Source organism: Nostoc sp. T09 (assembly GCF_002154695.1).
Lineage (GTDB): Bacteria > Cyanobacteriota > Cyanobacteriia > Cyanobacteriales > Nostocaceae > Aulosira.
Genome location: NZ_MTAV01000121.1, coordinates 13,404 through 33,021 on the forward strand (window position 1 = coordinate 13,404; position 19,618 = coordinate 33,021).

General features: G+C 43.0%; 20 protein-coding genes. 10 read left to right on the plus strand and 10 right to left on the minus strand.

What is annotated here, in order from left to right:
• Nucleotides 1-367 precede the first annotated feature (367 nt).
• A complete protein-coding gene (locus tag BV372_RS23095; RefSeq protein ID WP_086688838.1) occupies nucleotides 368-808 on the plus strand; it encodes an MgtC/SapB family protein in 441 nt (146 codons plus the stop codon).
• Nucleotides 809-856: 48 nt separating this feature from the next.
• Here the strand turns inward: BV372_RS23095 and BV372_RS23100 are convergent, their stop codons facing one another.
• The 3 genes from BV372_RS23100 to BV372_RS23110 form a co-directional block, all read right to left on the minus strand.
• Nucleotides 857-1,270: a hypothetical protein gene (locus BV372_RS23100; protein ID WP_086688839.1), complete on the minus strand. Its 414-nt coding sequence runs from the start codon at nucleotides 1,268-1,270 to the stop codon at nucleotides 857-859.
• A 437-nt stretch (nucleotides 1,271-1,707) separates the two neighbouring features.
• Nucleotides 1,708-2,841 (minus strand): DNA replication/repair protein RecF, encoded by a 1,134-nt coding sequence (gene recF, locus BV372_RS23105; protein WP_086688840.1) that lies wholly within the window; start codon nucleotides 2,839-2,841, stop codon nucleotides 1,708-1,710.
• Between the two features lie 160 nt (nucleotides 2,842-3,001).
• On the minus strand, nucleotides 3,002-5,860 hold the full coding sequence (locus BV372_RS23110) for a cation-translocating P-type ATPase (protein ID WP_086688841.1): 2,859 nt from the start codon (nucleotides 5,858-5,860) through the stop codon (nucleotides 3,002-3,004).
• 298 nt (nucleotides 5,861-6,158) lie between these two features.
• Between BV372_RS23110 and BV372_RS23115 the strand changes: the two genes are divergently transcribed.
• The gene (locus BV372_RS23115; RefSeq protein ID WP_086688842.1) at nucleotides 6,159-7,829 is read left to right on the plus strand and encodes a transglutaminase domain-containing protein; all 1,671 of its coding nucleotides are present in this window, start codon (nucleotides 6,159-6,161) and stop codon (nucleotides 7,827-7,829) included.
• Between the two features lie 291 nt (nucleotides 7,830-8,120).
• Here BV372_RS23115 and BV372_RS23120 read toward each other — a convergent pair whose 3' ends face one another.
• Nucleotides 8,121-8,975 (minus strand): PD-(D/E)XK nuclease family protein, encoded by an 855-nt coding sequence (locus BV372_RS23120; RefSeq protein WP_086688843.1) that lies wholly within the window; start codon nucleotides 8,973-8,975, stop codon nucleotides 8,121-8,123.
• A gap of 104 nt (nucleotides 8,976-9,079) precedes the next feature.
• On the opposite strand from BV372_RS23120, the gene BV372_RS23125 reads away from it, so the two are divergent.
• Together BV372_RS23125 and BV372_RS23130 are read left to right on the plus strand one after the other, a co-directional pair.
• Nucleotides 9,080-10,507 carry a phosphoglucomutase/phosphomannomutase family protein gene (locus BV372_RS23125; RefSeq protein ID WP_086688844.1) on the plus strand — a complete coding sequence of 476 codons (1,428 nt, stop codon included), beginning with the start codon at nucleotides 9,080-9,082 and terminating at the stop codon, nucleotides 10,505-10,507.
• 49 nt (nucleotides 10,508-10,556) lie between these two features.
• A complete protein-coding gene (locus tag BV372_RS23130) occupies nucleotides 10,557-10,835 on the plus strand; it encodes a DUF1049 domain-containing protein (protein WP_086688845.1) in 279 nt (92 codons plus the stop codon).
• A 35-nt stretch (nucleotides 10,836-10,870) separates the two neighbouring features.
• Here BV372_RS23130 and BV372_RS23135 read toward each other — a convergent pair whose 3' ends face one another.
• Together BV372_RS23135 and BV372_RS23140 are read right to left on the minus strand one after the other, a co-directional pair.
• Nucleotides 10,871-11,113 (minus strand): type II toxin-antitoxin system RelE/ParE family toxin, encoded by a 243-nt coding sequence (locus BV372_RS23135; protein WP_256973411.1) that lies wholly within the window; start codon nucleotides 11,111-11,113, stop codon nucleotides 10,871-10,873.
• Between the two features lie 25 nt (nucleotides 11,114-11,138).
• Entirely contained in the window at nucleotides 11,139-11,381 is a 243-nt protein-coding gene (locus BV372_RS23140) for a CopG family ribbon-helix-helix protein (RefSeq protein ID WP_086688847.1), read from the minus strand.
• A 238-nt stretch (nucleotides 11,382-11,619) separates the two neighbouring features.
• On the opposite strand from BV372_RS23140, the gene BV372_RS36590 reads away from it, so the two are divergent.
• The 6 genes from BV372_RS36590 (at nucleotide 11,620) to BV372_RS38430 (ending at nucleotide 13,106) form a co-directional block, all read left to right on the plus strand.
• Nucleotides 11,620-11,793 (plus strand): hypothetical protein, encoded by a 174-nt coding sequence (locus BV372_RS36590; protein WP_179198198.1) that lies wholly within the window; start codon nucleotides 11,620-11,622, stop codon nucleotides 11,791-11,793.
• A gap of 32 nt (nucleotides 11,794-11,825) precedes the next feature.
• Nucleotides 11,826-12,044 (plus strand): hypothetical protein, encoded by a 219-nt coding sequence (locus BV372_RS23145; protein ID WP_086688848.1) that lies wholly within the window; start codon nucleotides 11,826-11,828, stop codon nucleotides 12,042-12,044.
• On the plus strand, nucleotides 12,041-12,310 hold the full coding sequence (locus BV372_RS23150; RefSeq protein WP_086688849.1) for a type II toxin-antitoxin system RelE/ParE family toxin: 270 nt from the start codon (nucleotides 12,041-12,043) through the stop codon (nucleotides 12,308-12,310). Before BV372_RS23145 ends, BV372_RS23150 begins: the two co-directional genes overlap by 4 nt.
• Nucleotides 12,311-12,374: 64 nt before the next feature.
• On the plus strand, nucleotides 12,375-12,605 hold the full coding sequence (locus BV372_RS23155) for a DUF433 domain-containing protein (RefSeq protein WP_086688850.1): 231 nt from the start codon (nucleotides 12,375-12,377) through the stop codon (nucleotides 12,603-12,605).
• On the plus strand, nucleotides 12,602-12,889 hold the full coding sequence (locus BV372_RS23160) for a DUF5615 family PIN-like protein (protein ID WP_086688851.1): 288 nt from the start codon (nucleotides 12,602-12,604) through the stop codon (nucleotides 12,887-12,889). Before BV372_RS23155 ends, BV372_RS23160 begins: the two co-directional genes overlap by 4 nt.
• A gap of 61 nt (nucleotides 12,890-12,950) precedes the next feature.
• The gene (locus tag BV372_RS38430; protein WP_256973412.1) at nucleotides 12,951-13,106 is read left to right on the plus strand and encodes a BrnA antitoxin family protein; all 156 of its coding nucleotides are present in this window, start codon (nucleotides 12,951-12,953) and stop codon (nucleotides 13,104-13,106) included.
• A gap of 687 nt (nucleotides 13,107-13,793) precedes the next feature.
• Here the strand turns inward: BV372_RS38430 and BV372_RS23170 are convergent.
• The 4 genes from BV372_RS23170 to BV372_RS23185 form a co-directional block, all read right to left on the minus strand.
• The gene (locus BV372_RS23170) at nucleotides 13,794-14,516 is read right to left on the minus strand and encodes a Uma2 family endonuclease (RefSeq protein WP_179198199.1); all 723 of its coding nucleotides are present in this window, start codon (nucleotides 14,514-14,516) and stop codon (nucleotides 13,794-13,796) included.
• A 150-nt stretch (nucleotides 14,517-14,666) separates the two neighbouring features.
• On the minus strand, nucleotides 14,667-16,241 hold the full coding sequence (locus tag BV372_RS23175) for an NAD(P)H-quinone oxidoreductase subunit 4 (protein ID WP_086688853.1): 1,575 nt from the start codon (nucleotides 16,239-16,241) through the stop codon (nucleotides 14,667-14,669).
• A 235-nt stretch (nucleotides 16,242-16,476) separates the two neighbouring features.
• A complete protein-coding gene (locus tag BV372_RS23180) occupies nucleotides 16,477-18,576 on the minus strand; it encodes an NAD(P)H-quinone oxidoreductase subunit 5 (RefSeq protein WP_086688854.1) in 2,100 nt (699 codons plus the stop codon).
• A 417-nt stretch (nucleotides 18,577-18,993) separates the two neighbouring features.
• Nucleotides 18,994-19,374, minus strand: a complete 381-nt coding sequence (locus BV372_RS23185) for a co-chaperone YbbN (RefSeq protein ID WP_086688855.1) — start codon at nucleotides 19,372-19,374, stop codon at nucleotides 18,994-18,996.
• Between the last annotated feature and the right edge of the window lie 244 nt (nucleotides 19,375-19,618).

Genomic DNA, 19,618 nt, shown 5'->3' on the forward strand with positions numbered 1-19,618 from the left:
TGGAGTTAAACTCATCAAAGAAGTTAGATTATTTTTTATTACTTTTAATAAGTAAATTACCAATTAACGTAAGATATATAATTACCTATATCTAAAGCAAGTATTGTTCAGTACTGACTATATAGTAATCCGATTTGATTCCTGAACTACTCGTAGAGGTAGGGAACAAGAAACTAGGAACAGGTGAAGTAGTGACGGGTACGCAGATGGAGAACTCTCAATCACGGCTCTGTGGTTCCCCAAATCCCCGATGAGTAACTGCACCCAGCCTTTCGCTGAAAGCGTTCCCAAAGGGTAGGGAAACAACAGAGGTATAGGTGTACCTAGCTTCGCAAAAATCATATAGAAGTACTATATTTGAAGTTCAATGAGCAATGATGATCTGCTAAATGTCACCTTTAGGCTATGCATGGCACTATTGTGTGGGGGAATTATCGGCTTAGAACGGCAGATGAGACATAAACCAGCTGGTTTAAGAACTCATATGTTAGTCAGTCTAGGTTCAGCTCTTTTTACTGTCATACCTCTGCATACAGTAGGACTCAAACCCGGTGCTGACGCACTTAGCCGAGTTATTCAAGGTATTGCAACTGGCGTAGGATTTCTTGGTGCTGGAGAGATATTGCGCGAATCTTCTCAAGAATTAAAGCGACCTGAAGTTCACGGACTAACATCAGCTGCGGCTATTTGGGTTTCGGCAGCTCTAGGAATTGCTGCTGGGTGTGGCTTGTGGCAATTAGCCTTAATTGGCGCTTTGCTAACTTTTTTAGTTCTTAATGTTTTTAAAAAATTTGAAACAAGGAATTAGTAATTAGTCATTACTAAGTATGACTATCAACTGAGAAATAAACAAAAATTAATTAAACAATTTTAAGGCTTTCGTAAAAATATTTTCTGTTGCTCTAGTTTCAAGAATTGATCTCACTAAATTAACAAATTCCCAATTAGTTTGAATATCATTTTCAATTGTTTTACTAGCAGCATAAAAGCTGACATCGTTGTAATTTAGTTCATTAGTAGTGCCAGTTTGAAATCGCGCTTTTCTACTATCCCAAGAAAGGGATTTACCACGTAAAGTAAATTGAAACCATAAGATTTCATCATCTTTTAATTCAAAGAAAACATCAAAATAAGGTTCTTCCCCCTGGAACCACATTCTGGTTATACCTGTTTGCTGTGATTGTTTAAGTAGCTTCTGCTCAATTCCTCTTAATGATGCACCTAGTGCAGCAATCTCATCTTTATTTAATATCTGATTTTGTTGAGACATATCTAAAATTTACTGTAATTCATAATGTTTATAGGTTGGAGATAATATGCTCTATTAAAGGCATAAGTAATAGTACCGTTATCCAATGACAACCCTTCCAGAAATGCGTAATTCAAAATTTGCAAACTTTATTTTAGGCTTTCTAGCTCTTTTTAAGCCTCTCTGTATTGCTGCTGAGGTGTACTAAATTATTGTATTCCATCCACATCAACTCACTGGAATTTATGATAAACGAAAACTAAGTTACTGTGAAATAATGCTAAATAATTTCAGTAAATTCAACTAGAAAATTGGAGTTTTTACTAATAATAAATTATGTTAAAAATATTATAGTTTTCTTTAACTTTCTTAAACAATATTTATGACAAACTGCTCGACATTTACCTTCTGGGCATGAATGATAATTGCCAGCAACGATTTTATTTTTGTTTCTGAATTTAGTAAATAGCATTAGGCAATGAGATCTCTCCTGACTTGACAAGCAGAATTTGGGATGAATTCAACCACTGTGAGTCAAAAGAGCCTAAGTGAGTTGTTGTAATTAAAGTTTGAAATCGATCTTGAATAGCATCAAGTAACTGATTTTGACGGTATGGATCTAATTCTGCTAAAACATCATCTAGCAATAACAGTGGTGCCTCTCCCACAACTTCTTCAATGAGTTGTAATTCGGCTAATTTGAGGGCTAGCACCAAGGTTCGCTGCTGACCTTGGGAACCGTATTGACGAGCGGGTGTTTGGTTAATAATTAATTCTACTTCGTCGCGATGAGGGCCAACAAGAGTAGTGCCTTGGCGAAGTTCAGCAACTGCTCGCTGCTGAATTTTTTCTAGAAAAGCTTGCTGCACTTCTTGGGGATAGTTTTCCCCCAAAGGCACACTAGGCGCATATTTGATCTGAAGCATTTCCGTACTACCGCTGATGCTAAAGTGCCACTTGGTAGCAATCGGTGCCAATCTTTGTATAGCTCGTTCGCGCCGTCTAATGACTCTTGTACCTGTGGTAGCTAACTGTGCATCCCATACAGCCAATTGTTCTGAATGCTGAGTACTGAGTGCTGAGTCTTGAGTATTTTTTAAAAAAGCATTGCGCTGCCGCAAAACTTGATTGTATTGCTGCAAAATATGAGCATAAACAGGTTCAAGTTGAATTAATAGAGTATCGAGCCAGCTGCGACGACCTTCGGGACCGCCACGCACTAGGTCTAAATCTAAACTAGAAAACTCCACTGCATTCAAAACGCCGAGAAAATCCATTTGACGGCGCACAGACTCACCATTAAGAGCAACGCTGCGACGACCATTACGACGGAGACTTAATGTGAGGTCACTAACACCAGCTTTGCGTTCTAAGGAGGCATTAATTTGGGCGATTTCCTCTCCTTCTTGAACTAAATCACGATCGCGAGCTATTCGGTGCGATCGCAATGTCGCCAGCAACTCCACCGCCTCCAACAAATTCGACTTTCCCTGAGCATTGTTACCTAGCAAAATCGTTTTGGCAGCAGTAAACTCCACTTTTTGGTCTTTGTAATTGCGAAACTGTCGGAGGTGAATGGATTTGAGATACATAGTGGAGAGTTGAGAGCAAGGGGAGAGGGGGGAGACAAGGGAGAGGGGGGAGACAAGGGAGAAGGGGGAGACAAAGCAGTATTTTTGGCTTATCCTCCTTGTCCTCCCTATCCCCCTGTCCTCCTTGTCCCTCATATCCTCCTCATCTTCCATCTCCTGGTCACACAGTCTTTTTGCCAACTAATCGGAAGAATATCTTCTCCAATTCCACCCAAACAAACATTAAGGCACTAAAGCCAATACAAACAGCCAATTCCGTACCATTTAGGAAGTGAGTTCCGAAGAAATTTCGCAGCGGTGGAACGTAAATTAGCATCAGCTGCAAAATTGTGGTGACAACCACAGCTCCTAAGACAAAGAGATTAGAGAAGGGATTCATCTCTATGGTTAGTCGGTTATTTGAGCGAATAGCTATCGCATGACCCATTTGGGCAATACACAGGGTAGTAAATACCATTGTTTTCCAAGCATCGCGATCGCCTTGATATCCGGCTGCATGGGTATGGTTGTAAGCCCACCACATTAAAGCAATTGAGATAATCGCAAAGATGATACCAATGCGAATCATGTAAGAACCCAATCCCCTAGCAAAAATACTTTCACGAGGGCTGAAGGGTGGACGCTTCATCACATCTGGCTCAGGGGGTTCCACAGCTAATGCAAGAGCTGGTAAACCGTCTGTTACCAAGTTCATCCAAAGAATTTGTAAAGGTGTGAGGGGAACACCTCCCAAACCAATTAAAGGTGCAGCAGCAATTGTCAGCACTTCACCGATGTTACTGCCCAGGATGTATTTGATAAAGCGGCGAATGTTGGTGTAAACGACTCTACCTTCTCTAGTGGCGGCGACAATTGTGGCGAAGTTGTCGTCAAGTAGCACCATGTCGCTGGCTTCTTTACTGACATCGGTGCCGGTGATGCCCATAGCAATCCCGATGTCTGCTTGTTTCAAGGCTGGCGCATCATTCACACCATCGCCTGTCATCGCCACAAATCTACCCCGACGTTGGAGTGCTTTCACGATTCGCAGTTTGTGTTCTGGGGAAACACGAGCATAAATACTTACTAGGTCAACATGTTGCTCTAGTTCCTCGTCGCTCATCCGCTGTAATTCCTGGCCTGTGAGGACACGAGCGCCATCCTCGGCTATACCCAAATCAGTAGCGATCGCTCTGGCTGTCAATTGGTGGTCACCAGTAATCATTACTGGGCGGATACCTGCTTCTCGACATTCTTGGACTGCTGCTCTTACTTCTGGGCGTGGTGCGTCCAGCATTCCTACCAATCCCAACCACACCAAATTTTGCTCTGATGTCTCATCTGAGCCTTCTGGTGGTACTTCCATAAGGGGTTTGTAGGCAAAACCTAGCACCCGCAAACCTTTACTCGCCATTTGGTCGTTTTCTGAGAGAATTTTTTGGCGTTGTTCTTCAGTTAAGGCCACTGGGTGCGTACCCAGATAAATTTGACTGCAACGCGCCAAAATTAACTCTGGGGAACCCTTAGTAAACATTAAATAATTTTCTGATTGCAGAAAACCCGCGATCGCTGGGTCAATTCCCGTCGAAGAAGATTCACCTGTAGCGACTTCTTCAACCTGAGAAATGACACTCATGCGCTTGCGTTCTGAAGAAAAGGGAAACTCCGCCACTCTAGGTAATTTACTACCCCACTGATCTTTTTCGATCCCAGCTTTTCCTGCCAGAGTGAGCAACGCACCTTCGGTGGGGTCGCCTAAAATCGCCCATTCCCCTGTTTCTTTTTGCAGCACAGAATCATTACAAACAGCACAGGCGACTAGCAAAGCTGCGATTTCGGGATGCTCATCCACAGAAATTTTCTGCCCGTTCAATTGAAAATCGCCTGTGGGTGCGTAACCTTCGCCTGTAACGCGAAAAGTAGAATTGTTTGTATAAACTGATTGCACCACCATTTTGTTCTGAGTTAGCGTCCCAGTTTTATCAGAACAAATGGTAGTTACAGAACCCAAAGTTTCTACCGCTGGCAGTTTGCGAATTAAGGCATTACGGCGTACCATGCGCTGAGTTCCCAATGCAAATGTCACAGTAATCACGGCGGGTAAACCTTCTGGTACTACAGCCACCGCCATACTCAAGGAAACTTCTAAAAGTTCTTGTAAGTTGCTAAAACCTCTAGCCTGGATGATACCGCCGATAACAACTATTCCGACGAGAATCAAAGAACCGGTAACTAGGACATTGCCTAGTTGAGTCATGCGCTGTTGTAAAGGTGTCGGCTCAGTTTCCACTGACTGCAACATGGTAGCAATTTTACCTAGTTCTGTTTGCATTCCAGTGTTGGTGACCAGAACCTTGGCGCGTCCTTGGACAACTTCCGTTCCTTGAAATACTACATTCAGGCGATCGCCTAATGATGTATCTTCCGGCAATTGTAATGTTGCTTGTTTATTCACGGCTTCGGCTTCACCAGTCAGTGCCGATTCCCGAATTTGTAAATTAGATTGTTCAATTAAGCGCCCATCTGCGGCTATCTGCACCCCAGCTTCCAGCAGCATCACATCCCCTGGAACTAATTCTTTAGCTGCGACATCAAGCAGTTTGCGATCGCGGATAACTCGCACTAAAGGAGAGGAGAGTTTTTTCAGGGCTGCAAGGGCTTTTTCTGCACGGCTTTCTTGCACATAGCCTAGGATGCCATTGAGGATGACAATGGCCATAATGGCGATCGTATCTTTGAATGGCACTTCACCAGGCTTTAAGTTGCCTCCTCGCCAAGCCACAAGATCTAAAACCCCAGAAATTATGGCTACAGCAATCAGCATCAACAACATGATGTTCTTGAACTGATCCAGCAGAATCTCCCAAGCGCTACGGCCACCATGTTCTTCAAGTTCATTGGGTCCGTATTTATGCAACCGCTGTTCAACTTCTTGGGGTGTCAAGCCACTGTCTGCATTACTATCAAGCAGGTCTAGCGCTTTATCAACTTCTAAACTATGCCAAACGGCGGCACCTTCAGGCAGAGAATTAGCAGACATCGTGTAAGTCACAGGAAATGGTTACAAAATTCGATCATAATCATAATGTTAGTGATGACTGGAAAACCATCAACTAAAGTAACATTAAGGCTTTCGTTAAGCTGTATTAGTGTAGATGTGATTCCTGGCATTTGTCACTTTCTCCTCTGGGGATTTGTGTGTGTTATTTCCTACGGAAGAGTTTTTTTGGAACGCATTCCACTGATAATTGTAAGTAACACCAGTCTGAAGCTTGGTCACATGGGACCTACTACAATTTATTCTAGGCGTGCTAAACGGTTAAATGAATATGCTTAATATGAGTTTTGCACTCCCCAGTATGACCGTTAGCCAGATGTTTGGGCAAAGAACAATTCGACCGCTTAGTGCTGCCGCATTGGGTGGCATTGCTTTCATTAAAGATACACTCATTGCGATTGATACTGTTAAAGGTCATCTGCTAGAGATTGACCCTATATCTGATAACAGCAAAATTCTGAATCCTCACCAAGTCAAGGAATTTACTGAAGTCACAGGTCTAGCAGTATGGGAAGATACCCTTTGGGTAACCCGTGGCAACAGTGTTTATCGTTGCAAGCTAGATGCTTTAGGTCTAGAACATTTCGTAACATTGCCTTACCCGGCTGACGGTGTTGCTGTTTGGGAATCAACTGTCTATGTCAGCTGCCAAAAGTTAGGTTATATCTTGATTTATGAATCCAATACCCGCAAAGAAATTACTAGATTTTATGCGCCTGGAGTTGGTGTCGAAAATTTAGTAGTTAGCCAAGACACTCTGTGGGTTAGCGATCGCACAGAACAAACAGTTTATTGTATTGATCGGGCAACTGGGGAAATTCAATTCAGTGTGCTGACCCCCTTTGACTCGCCCACAGGTATAGCCATACATAAAGATGCTGAGACAGAGAAAGAAAGTCTTTATGTCGCTTATGCTTCTGAGGAACCTTATATTCGGGATAATCCTAATGCCGATCCCAATCATGAGCTAACATATCGCGATCGCACTTTTATTCATCCCCTGTATTATCATTACGAGCCAGAGAAGCGTTACGCCCTCTCTAATGGCTATCTCATCGAAATGTCCTACGCTGAGGAAATTTCACCCTTAGAAGAGGTCTATTTAACAGATTTAGAGTGGCGGATAGCCTTACCCTCAGAAACCGAACGCCAAAAGGTGAAACAAGTTGAACCTATTGGTTTACCTTTTACAGAAGAAGTGATCGATGGGCAAAGGGTAGCTGTATTTAAATTTGCTACCCTTACCCCGGGTGAACGCCATATATTTGGCTGGAAAGCAATTTTGGAAGTTCGAGGAATTAAATATCGCATCACACCTAAAGATGTGGAAAATATTCCCGAACTATCACCAGAATTTGAAACTCGTTACCTGGTGGATGATGATGATTTAGCAATGGATAGTACCATTGTCCGCCGTGCTTCTCGGGACGCAGTTGGTTCGGAAACCAATCTGCTGCGGAAAATGTACAACATCCGCAATTACGTCTACGATGAGTTGTCCTATGGTATTAAACCGTACATTGATACGCCAGATATTGTTTTAGAACGGGGTGTTGGTTCCTGTGGCGAGTATGTTGGCGTATTGCTGGCTCTGTGTCGTTTAAACGGTATTCCTTGTCGCACAGTCGGTAGATATAAATGCCCCCCGCATGGTGAACTGCAAGGTGTGCCACTGCAACCAGACTTTAATCACGTTTGGTTAGAGTTCTATATACCGAATATTGGCTGGTTACCAATGGAATCTAACCCTGATGATATCGGGAACGCCGGCCCTTATCCTACACGCTTTTTCATGGGCTTGTGCTGGTATCACATCGAAATTGGCAAGGGTATTTCTTTTGAAACTCTAAGCAGTCAAGGTGTACGTCTCACCAAAGAAGATATCCCCCTTGGCGACTTGGCGATTAATCATATTCGGTTCACAATTCTTAAAGAATTACCACCTTTTTGAAGAGTCAAGGGTCAAGACTCAAGGGTCAATAGCCATTAAGTATTTCATCCTTGCCTTGTCCTGCTTTTCCCTTCTAGCTCATATTTCTTATTGCACCAAATTTGTTGAAGATTGCTGGAGGAGCCTTTAGATAAGAGACTTTCAAATAAAAAAATATCCCATCGCTGTTAGAGCAGGAAAGCAGGAAGCAAGGGGGAGGAAAAGTCGTGTTGAGAACAGAAATTGGGATAACTGATCTTTTGGAGATACCTTAAGAGTTTTTAATCCAAAATCTAAAATCCAAAATTGGTATTAGCCATTAACCTTTAATATGGGCATAGCGAAAGATTGAGGCTGTTGAATATCAGCAAAATCGCAGATAGAGCGAAATGGGCAAAAGTGGCAGTGAGAGCCGGGATTGGGCGGAAATATCTTACTGAAATCACTAGTCTCTTGGTGATATTTTTGTAAATCTCGCTGGTGCTTTTGGGCAATGTGAGCTAACTCAAATTCTAAGGATGCTAATTCGCTATGATTGATCCGAATTAATTCGGATTTTTTACAAAGTTCTAAATTATAGAACGATGCGACAGCTTCATGTGCAGGATAAAGATAACGAGCAGCTAAGAGATAAACTAATGCCTGGCGCTGGTCAAAAGCAGCTTTACCAGTTTTAAAATCTAAAATATGTAACGTGCGATCGCTATCAATAAACACACAGTCCATAGCCGCATATAAACGGAAGCAATAATCATCCTGGTCAATTAAAATTGGTTTGGGAAAGCCTTCATCTCCTGGAGTTAATTGGAGGATTTGTTTATTCAACAGCAAAGGAGCGTCGTGATATTTTTGCAAGATTTGCAGCACGCGCTGTTGAACTTCATCAGAGGAATGGCTTAATTTTAGCAACTGAGCAACTTTGGCTACACCGTCTGTTTGGTTTAACAGATGTCGATGATGATGAAATTCGTACACGCCTTTTTGGGCGAGTATACCAATTCGCTGGGGTGCCGTAGCTTTGGCTAATAATGCTTTAACTTGTGGTTCATGCTGACGTGCTTTGACAAACCCCCGTCTCATCTGGCAATGCCAGCGTTCTTGCCCTATAGCTGGGGCAACTAAAGACCAAAGGTGATAACTGGCAAAAGGTCGGTCGGGGATTGACATTGCTAACGCGCAGTGAGAAAAATAACGGTGGAGATACTTGCGGCTACGCACGCTTTGCGCGAAGCTTCCTATAGTAGTGAAGTTGGACGGGAGACTGTGGCAAAATGAGCAACCGTAGCAATTCCAGCAAGATTAAATTTGGCACGGATGGATGGCGAGGCATTATCGCTGATGATTTTACTTTCCCCAATGTGCGGAAAGTTACAAGAGCGATCGCTAGTTACCTTGAAACGGCCTATAGCAAAGACAGGCCAGTACTTGTTGCCTACGATACTCGATTTTTAGCTGACCAGTTTGCCCAAACAGCCGCCCAAGTCTTGGCTGACTTGGGATGGACGGTAAAAGTTACGGATCGGGATTGCCCCACACCAGTAATTGCCTACAACGCCCGTCACCTAAATTCGGCAGGGGCGTTGATGTTTACGGCAAGTCATAATCCTGCACCTTACTGTGGGATTAAATATATCCCTGACTATGCTGGTCCTGCCACTCCAGAGATTACTGATACTATTGTGGCAAATATCGAAAGTGCATCGGATGAGCCACCAAGTGGTAGCTCATCGGGTTCTATTTCTATTTTCGATCCGAAACCAGATTATCTGCAATTTCTCTACACCCTAATTGATGTAGAAAAAATCAAAAGCGCCCAGCTGAAGGTAAAATACGACGCTTTGTATTCTACTTCTCGCGGTTATTTAGATGAAGTTTTGCAACAAAGTGGTGTTCAGTTAGAAAGTTTCCATACTTGGCGGGATGTTTTGTTTGGTGGCGGAATGCCAGAACCTAAAGGTGAACAACTCGTTGAGTTAGTTGAAGCAGTACGGGCTGGTAAAGCAGATTTAGGTTTAGCAACCGATGGCGATAGCGATCGCTTTGGCATTGTCGATGAACAAGGTAATGTCCTCACCCCTAACACTGTGCTGCTATTACTAGCACGTCATTTAATAAAAAATAAAGGTAAAAGTGGCGCTATTGTCCGCACTGTAGCTACAACTCACCTATTAGATAATTTCGCAGCTAAATACGGGCTGCCAATTTATGAAACAGCAGTAGGCTTTAAATACATTGGTGAAAAAATGCGGGAAACCACCGTATTGATTGGTGGAGAAGAATCAGGCGGTTTGAGCGTTATCGGACATATTCCCGAAAAAGATGGCGTTTTAGCCGATATGTTAGTAGCAGAAGCGATCGCCTATGAAGGTAAACCCCTAAGTCAACTAGTCAAAGAAGCGATCGCAGAAGCCGACGGCCCGCTTTACAACAACCGCCTCGACTTGCACCTTACAGAAGCCCACAAAACTGCTGTTATCGACTTCTTCACCAAAAACCCACCCACAGAAGTTGTGGGAATTAAAGTTAAAGAAGTTGGTCGCAAGGACGGTATTAAGCTCTACTTAGAAGAAGGTAGCTGGATACTCTTGCGTCCCTCCGGTACAGAACCACTGGTACGCGTATATCTAGAAACCAATTCACCCGAAAAACTCACCAAAATTGCCCAAGAGATGGAGAGTGCGATCGCTAAACTAGAGTAGAACCTCACCCCCAACTCCTCTCCGTATACGGAGAGGGGAGTAACTAATTATGAAAAGTATTGCTAATTTGTTGATATCTATAGTTGTAGCTGTGTGGGTAATGGCGATCGCGCTTCTTTCAGTCCAAAATGCCACACTAGTACGGTTAAAATTCTTGTCATTACAATCGATTCAAATACCAGTAGGTTTAGTGCTGGCTTTTTGTGTTTGTATCGGCTTAGTTGGTATAGCAGTGCTGCAACCTCTGTGGGGTCTTGCTGATTCTAGAAAAGGGAATTCTCGGTTTGATGAAGATGCCGAGTTCTTTGTTGATGATGAAGATTTTTAAAGTGTGAAATTATACGCATATTTGCCCAAAGGGTTTCAATTTGGATAACGCTTTGACGTATGAAGTACGCGAATAATTTCTACTGACTCTTCTTTTATTCGATAAATAATAATGTACGGAGTGTTAGGTATGACAAGCTCTCTTGTACCTTCCACACGTCCAAGTCGGCCGATAAAAGGATAATTCTCCAGTTGGCTTGCAGCAGCTTGAATCCTCAATATTAATTCCTTTGCTGCTTCTAGATTGTCTTTTTGGATATAGCTATGCGCTTGTTCCAAATTACGAAGCGCACGACGCAGCCACCTAATTTGCATTGGTGAGTCTGGTAAAAGTTGCCTTTACTTCTTCATCACTGGCAAAGTCTCCAGCATCCGCTTCAGCGATTCCCTTTTGAATCTCTTCGATTTGCCACTGATGCATCTGTATATAAGCTTCTATCGCTTCATTCAATACGTAACTGCGATCGCGGTTTATTCCTGCGGCAATTAAATCAAGTGTGGCTTTCTTATCGCTATCTATCCGAAAGGTTATGTTTTCTTTGCTCATTGTCTTATCAGAACAATTTGTATTGCATAATATTATCTTGCATTATTTGGCAATGCAACGCAAGACAAAGTCAAATAAGGGTATGGGCGTTAATTTCTGAGGCTTGGAAGCTTGGTGCTGGAAAAAAAGCCTGCATTCACAGGCTTTTAGAGTTTTTGGGAAGGCGATCGCTCTACGATAAAATCAAAATGTCCACTCATGGTCTGGATCATCAAGAGCAGCGCGGACAGAAGCTAAGTTGGCAAGTTCTTTAAATGGGCTTGATTTAGCTATTTCTGTGATTGAATTTAAGGTAAGTGCTAGTTGTTCGTTATTACCAGATGCGATCACCTACACATCACCAGATAAGCTAAAAATGAGCGATCGCTGGAAAATACCCAAACCTGTGAACTATAACAGAACGGTAAAATAAATAGCAGGTCTTTTTTACAGCAGCTTTACAGTATGAGCCAGCTACTTGAACAGGCGATCGCACGAATAAAACTACTTCCGGAGAATGAGCAAGATGCTATTGCTGCGCTGATCTTGGAAGAACTTGAAGACGAAGCCCGTTGGGACAGAGCATTTGTACAATCTCATGATGTGCTGGCTAAACTTGCAGCTGCGGCTTTGGTTGAAGATCAAGCAGGAACAACCCAAGAGTTAGATCCAGAAACTCTGTGAAATCTAGAACAACCGCTCAGTTTCGCAAAGCATTTGCTCATCTTCCCAAACAGGTTCAGCAACAGGTACGCGAAGCCTATCGACAGTTTAAGCAAGATCCCTGGCATCCTAGCCTTCGTTTCAAGCAAGTGCATCCCAAGCTACCTATCTACTCTGCTCGTGTTAGTAAAAGTTATCGCGCTGTTGGTGTGCGAAACGAAAGCGGTATTGTATGGTTTTGGGTTGGTATCCATGCCGATTACGAACAGCTACTCTCGGATTTGTAGTCGTCAAGCTATAGAAATTACATAAACTTAAAAATGTTTCAATTAACTAAATCTATTCAGTCTTATGCCTGTAAATTACCAAGACATTATTACGATTGAACCAGGAAAGCGAGGTGGTAAGCCTTGCATTCGAGGTATGAGAATTACTGTATATGATGTTTTGTCATATCTTGCTTCTGGCATGACATACGAGGAAGTGCTTAATGACTTTCCTTATTTAACACAAGAGGATATTTTAGCTTGCCTAAGCTATGCGGCTGATAGAGAAGGGCAAATGCTGACAATGCAAGCATGAAGTTACTATTTGACCATAACTTATCGCCTCGGTTAGTAGATAGACTTGCTGATATTTACTCAAACTCTCAGCATATTTTTGTCTTAGGTTTGGATCAAGCAGATGATCTAACTGTGTGGGAGTATGCACAACAAGGTGGATTTACTGTTATAACCAGAGATGCTGATTTTAATGAATTGAGTGTTTTGCGAGGATTTCCTCCCAAAGTGATTTGGATTCGTCGTGGTAATTGTTCAACCAATCAGATTGAAGAAATTTTGCGATCGCACTTAGAGGATGTTTAAGCTTTTGAAAACAACCCCAGTTTTGGCGTTTTGACACTGTATTAGTATTGCAAAGCATTCAATGGAAACTGAGTATAATTTTAGCCAAGGTAAGCGGGGAGCAATCGAGCCTTCACCATCAGGAAAAACTCCAATTACAATTCGCCTAGATGATGAATCACTGGCATGGTTTCGTGACCAAGTTAACGCAGCAGGCAGGGAAATTACCAAACTTTGATTAACGATGCATTGCATGAGTACATTCAGCAGCGCCGTGAACCTTTGGAAGAAATATTACAGCGAGTTTTGCGACAAGAACTTTAGTTGTATTGGAAAATGAGGTGGCGATCGCCTACACATCACCAGATAAAATAAAAACAAGCGATCGCTTGGACAAACTATACTTTTAAAGCAGAAGACAAAAGTTCTGATAGGTGAGCGCAACTGTTACAAGCTAACACTTCAGCACATGGAAACTTTAGGTTAGTTGTAGTTTCAGAAAATCAATAAAATCCAGCAGTTCTGTATCAGAGAGATGATGACGCGATCGCCTACCATATTTCTGCTGTAAATACTCCCTTCCTTGCTCGGGAGACCAATTTAATTGTGCTAAATATGTATCTGTTTGAGCTATTAAAACTGCATGGAGTTCAGATTGTCAAGCAAATTAACATTAAGCCCATCTAATCTACGGCTATTAGTCAAATAAGATATTCCAGCACTCTCAACAACCGTAGAGTGGACAAAAAAACTTAAGCTAAAAATTAGCATAGCAACTCGTATCAACCGTGCACACTTTACAAGAAATGTGAATCAAAGTACAGATGATAAAAGAGCTTTCGTCTAGATACAACACCCAGTAGAAAACATTGTTTTGCCTTGAAAAAATGCACTTTACACAAGTGTCCTCACCTTTGCGTGAGGTTTAAGTCAAACTTTCAGGTTCTACACCCAAATCTCTTAACCTTTCTTCTAGTATTTGCGCCCTTTGTTCCGCTTCTAAGCGCTGCTGTGCCTCAAAATTAACTCGTTCTTCCGCTTCCTGAATGCGTTCTTCTGGTGTGAGTAACCTTTGCCCTTGCTCGTCGTACCAGTACAACCATTCCCGTGCAATACCTTGATAAATTCCTCGTTCTCGCCCAATTCCTAAACCAATCTCTGGTAACCAAACAGGACTACCTGACATGAGTAAATATTCACCATCCACAAGTCGATAAACTTCTAAAAGCGGCTTTTTCCGGCGTAGAGGATTGTAGATAGCGTAGTATAAAATACCTAGTTTTTTGGCATAAAATTCTTTCCTACTACTGTATTCGCCCCGATGTATTTGGGAAGCAACCTCTAGTACCAAAATTGGTAACTCTTTTTCTTCCCATAACACATAACTCAAGCGTAAGTATTCATCTATGAAGCGCTTAACTCCCAAGCTCAGAAAACCATCAGGGACAAGAGCTGGTTGTTTGGGGTCATAATAAATACCCATATTTACACCAAAGAACCAATCCCAACGCTCTGACCAGATCATAGCCAGCGTACTTTCGAGCAAAGCAGGGATTAGATGTTGTAATTGATTATCCACAGGGGTGTCATCAGAGTTGGGTAGCTCTTCGGAAGATGGCAAACAGTGCAACGGGTTGTAGTTTAACATGAGCGGTATGGCAAATACTGACTCTAGATAGATTGTAGGGAATGAAGTTAACTACGCACACTAATGCTTTGCATATTGATAATAAGCATTAAAAAAGAGCGGAAATAAAACCCGCTCTCAAATTAGTAGTATAAAACTATCAATCTTTCCCTAATTACCAATGTCCGGAGCAATCAAAGAAACCTTTGGTGCTTCTTTTTGTTGTGCTAATGTCGGCACTGAATCACGCAAACGTGCTGTTAACTGTACTGTTGTTGAGTCATACATCTGAGTCAGCAACTTTGGATAGAAACCAATACCAATAATTGGTACTAACAAACAGGCGATGATAAAGACTTCACGAGGTTCGGCATCTATCAGTGCTTGGTGAGAAACTAATTCTTCGTTCTCTTGACCGTAGAAAATTTCCCGTAACATCGATAGCAAATAAATTGGCGTTAAAATTAGACCAACTGCCATCAAGAATACCACGATGACTTTGAATGTTGAGTTATATGCATCGCTGGTAGCAAAGCCTACAAACACCATTAATTCTGCTACAAAACCACTCATGCCTGGCAAAGCTAAAGAAGCCATAGAACAGGCTGTAAACATAGCGAAAATTTTCCGCATCTTCTTACCGACACCACCCATTTCATCCAGCATTAGGGTATGTGTCCGGTCATAAGTTGCACCAACCAGGAAGAATAAACTTGCCCCAATCAAACCGTGGGAAACCATTTGTAATACTGCCCCACTTAATCCTAAATCTGTGAAGGAGGCAATACCAATGGTGACAAAGCCCATATGCGAAATTGAGGAGTAGGCAATTTTCCGCTTCAGGTTGCGCTGGGCAAAGGATGTCAGGGCAGCGTAGATAATATTCACTACCCCTAATATCACCAATACTGGCGCAAAATAAGCATGGGCATCGGGTAGCATTTGGGCATTCATCCGAATTAAGGCATAACCACCCATTTTCAGGAGAATACCTGCCAGTAACATATGCACGGGGGCTGTAGCTTCACCGTGAGCATCTGGTAGCCAGGTATGCAAAGGAATGATTGGCAACTTAACGGCGTAGGCAATCAGAAACCCAGCATATAGTGCTAGTTGGAAATTGAGAGCGAAATCTTTAAGAGCGATCGCTCGCATATCGAAAGTTACTGTATCGCCGTAAAATCCCATTGTCAGGGCAGACAGCAAAATAAACAGCGACCCGCCAGCGGTGTACAAAATAAATTTTGTCGCCGCGTATTGCCGCCTTTTGCCCCCCCAAATTGACAGCAGGAAGTATATCGGTACTAGTTCCAGTTCCCACACCAGGAAAAATAACAGCATATCCTGCACGGCGAACACGGCAATCTGACCGCCATACATTGCCAGAATCAAGAAGTAAAATAACTTCGGCTTAAACGTTACAGGCCAGGCCGCTAAAATCGCCAGCGTGGTAATGAATCCAGTCAAAATAATCAGGGGCATTGATAAGCCATCTGCCCCTACTGACCAATTCAAATCCATCTGGGGTACCCAGGGGTAACTCTCGACCAACTGCAAATCGGGATTTGAGAAATCGTACCCAGTATAAAAAGCGTAAACAATCAGTGCGAAATCTATCAGCCCTACAATCAGGGAATACCAGCGCACTGTTTTGCCATCTTTATCTGGGATGATGGGAATTAGTAGCGACGCGACTATTGGCAACAGAATAATCGTCGTTAGCCACGGGAAATTAGCTGTATTCATCGCAATTCGTCTGCAATCAAAATCATGTTTGGCAAAAAGTCACTAGCTATTAAGTAACAGCTTTTTAGAGATTTGGTCTCCCTTGTTAGGTTGATTTAATAAAAATGAAGAAAGATGAAGGTAGGTAAATGTATCAACCTGCCTTCATCTCTATCAAAGATACTATTTGACTATTCACTAAACACTGAGCTATCAGAAGTAATGTTTCGCCATTACTCAGAAATCAGCACTGAAATTAGGTAATACCAAAGAGAATCACTAAGCCCAAAACTGCACCAAAGATAATCAAGGCGTAGAATTGAGCACGACCGTTTTCTAAGTATTTCAGACCCTCACCACTGACAAGGGTGAAAAAACCTGTGAGGTTAACAGCACCATCAACAACTCGGAAATCCACTTCCATGACTTGTCTCGCTATACGACGCAAGCCGATAACGAAGACACGATGGTAAATGTCATCAAAGTACCATTTGTTGAGGGATAGCTCATAAAGTGGTTTGATTTTGGCGGCGATCGCAGCTGGGTCGATTTTACCCCGCAAATACATCAAGGAAGCCAAGGTAATGCCAATTAAGGAAATACCTACGGAAGCCCCCGCCATAATGTAAAATTCCGTCGGGTTAAACTCGGCGGCTTTTTCTAGAACTTCGGTGAGGGTTTCACTGGGCGGGAAGATAAATTCCTCGAAGTAGTTGGCGTAGGGTGTGCCTACCAAACCAATCAAAATCGAAGGCACGGCTAAAAGTGCCAAAGGTAGGGTCATTGTCCACGGTGACTCATGGGGAGTATCGCTGTGATGCCCATGAGAGTCATGGGAGTCATGATGAGCGCCTGTGGCAGCCAATTCACCTTTTTTCATGGCCCCAGGTCCAAAAGTTGGGGCTGGTTCTGCTGACTCTAACTCCAGGATGATTGTCGCTGCTTTCTTGAGCTTATCCTTGATTTTATCGTCAGTTCCCCGGAATTTGCCTTCAAATGTCATGAAATACATTCTAAACATATAGAAAGCCGTAATTCCGGCGGTTAGCCAGCCAATCATCCACAGAAATGGATTAGCCTCAAAAGCTTTCCCCAAAATTTCATCTTTTGACCAGAAACCGGCAAAAGGTGGAACACCAGAAATTGCCAAGCAACCAATTAAGAAGGTAATCCCGGTGATTGGCATATACTTGCGCAATCCCCCCATCAACCGCATATCTTGAGCTAATACGGGGTCGTGACCAACGACTCCTTCCATACCGTGGATCACGGAACCGGAACCCAAGAACAGCATCGCCTTGAAATAGGCGTGGGTCATCAGGTGAAATAATCCGGCGCTGTAGGAACCTACTCCCATTGCCATCACCATGTAACCCAACTGGGAAATGGTGGAGTAAGCTAAACCTTTTTTGATGTCATTTTGGGTAATCGCAATGCTTGCCCCTAAAAACGCCGTAAATGCCCCTGTAAAAGCAATTACGTTCATTGCTGCTGGCACATGCTCAAAAACTGGGTACATCCGGGCAATCAGGAACACCCCGGCTGCTACCATTGTTGCGGCGTGGATTAAGGCCGAAATAGGGGTCGGGCCTTCCATCGCATCCGGTAGCCACACATGGAGAGGAAATTGGGCTGATTTTGCCACCGGGCCCAGGAAGACTAAAATCGCCAACAGGACAGCCAGAAAATTGCTGACAGAACCCGATTGTACTAGTTGAGCTAGGCGATCGCCCATGACACCAAAATCAAAGCTTCCTGTCGCCCAGAACAGCCCCAAAATGCCGAGTAATAGACCGAAGTCTCCCACGCGGTTGGTGACAAATGCTTTTTGGGCTGCATCTGCTGCTGACTTGCGATCGTACCAAAAGCCGACCAGCAAGTAGGAGCACATCCCCACTAGTTCCCAGAATATATAAACTTGCACTAGGTTGGAGCTGACCACCAGACCCAACATTGAAGAACCAAACAAACTGAGATAGGCGTAAAACCTGACGTAGCCAGGGTCATGAGCCATGTAGCCATCGGTATAGACCATGACTAAGAAAGCTACTGTGGTCACAATCACCAGCATCAGAGCTGTCAGGTGGTCGATCGTGTAGCCCATACTCAGGTGAAAATTGCCTGCTGCTGCCCATTCTAGGGTGCGGATATAAGTTGGATGTCCTTGAATTTGGCTCCACAGCAAGGCAATGGACAGCCCCATCGCTGCTCCCATTAGGGAGATAATCACTACAGCGTTCAGCTGCCGCAGGCGGTTTGTCACCTGATTTATCGAAATTAATCCTAGACCGACCAGCATTGCCCCCAAAAGAGGCAATACAGGAATCAGCCAGGCATATTGATAGATTACTTCCATCACTGACGCGTACTTTTAGGATTCTTGACTAAGTTAGGACAGCGCTGCCGACGGTCTTGAGAAGACTGGGGCGGAGAAAAAAGTTTATAGACACTGTCTTCGGTCGCCAGAATTGTACTCTTTTGGAGAACTCGCAGGGTAGCAAGTGGCATTTTAAGTGCACAGGCGACTGCATTAGCGCATCATCACTTTAAAGCAATCTCCGTTGCGGTCAACTGTCCGTCCTCAAGCAACTGTCTATGTCGAACTGTTAATAATTGTGACATACACCCTTTAGCATAAAATACCCCACCCGGAGGTCTTTGGGTGGGGCGTTAAGCTTGGTTTTAGATTTGCTTTAGTAAGGTAATACTTAATAGTCAATCGTCAAGAGTGAAGATACTCAAAATTGAGTATTGACTTTTGACTTTTTTATGGCTATCGACATCCTAAATCTACTGTTTTTTGGCTATTGTAGGTTTGAGAGCGATTGCTGTAGCTAGCTTTGATGTCTTCTAAAGCTAGACGTAAATCGTCTCTACCACGAAAACCCTCAAGACGATACTGGATAGTGCCATTTTCAATTAACAGTAAAGTAGGCAGTGATTTTAGTCGATATGTAGTAGACAATTTAAAATTTTGGTCAGCATTAACCCCAACTAACTTAATTTGCTCCCCGCATTGGGCTTTAAATTGCAACAACAAGGGATGGATAATGCGGCACAAGCCACACCAAGGTGCTTCAAAATTCACTAAAACCGGAATAGGAGATTCTAAAACTTCTTGAGTAAATGTCCGCTCACTAACCGACAACACCATGACGCCTCTAAAATTATAGGGTTTTTATATCAAACTAACTATCAACAGCTAGCGTTGGCAAGCCACTTCTGTCGATAGACGCTCTCAGGGCACAGATAGTTAATCAAAATTGAGCGCGTTGTTTGCGGCACTGATAAAAAGCCAGCGCGACATTAGTGGTGGCTTTTTTGGGATTTTCAAATCTTGATAGCCACTGCTGCCTAGGAATTCAGGTTGAATCTGCTATTTATCCGCGCAAAAGTTA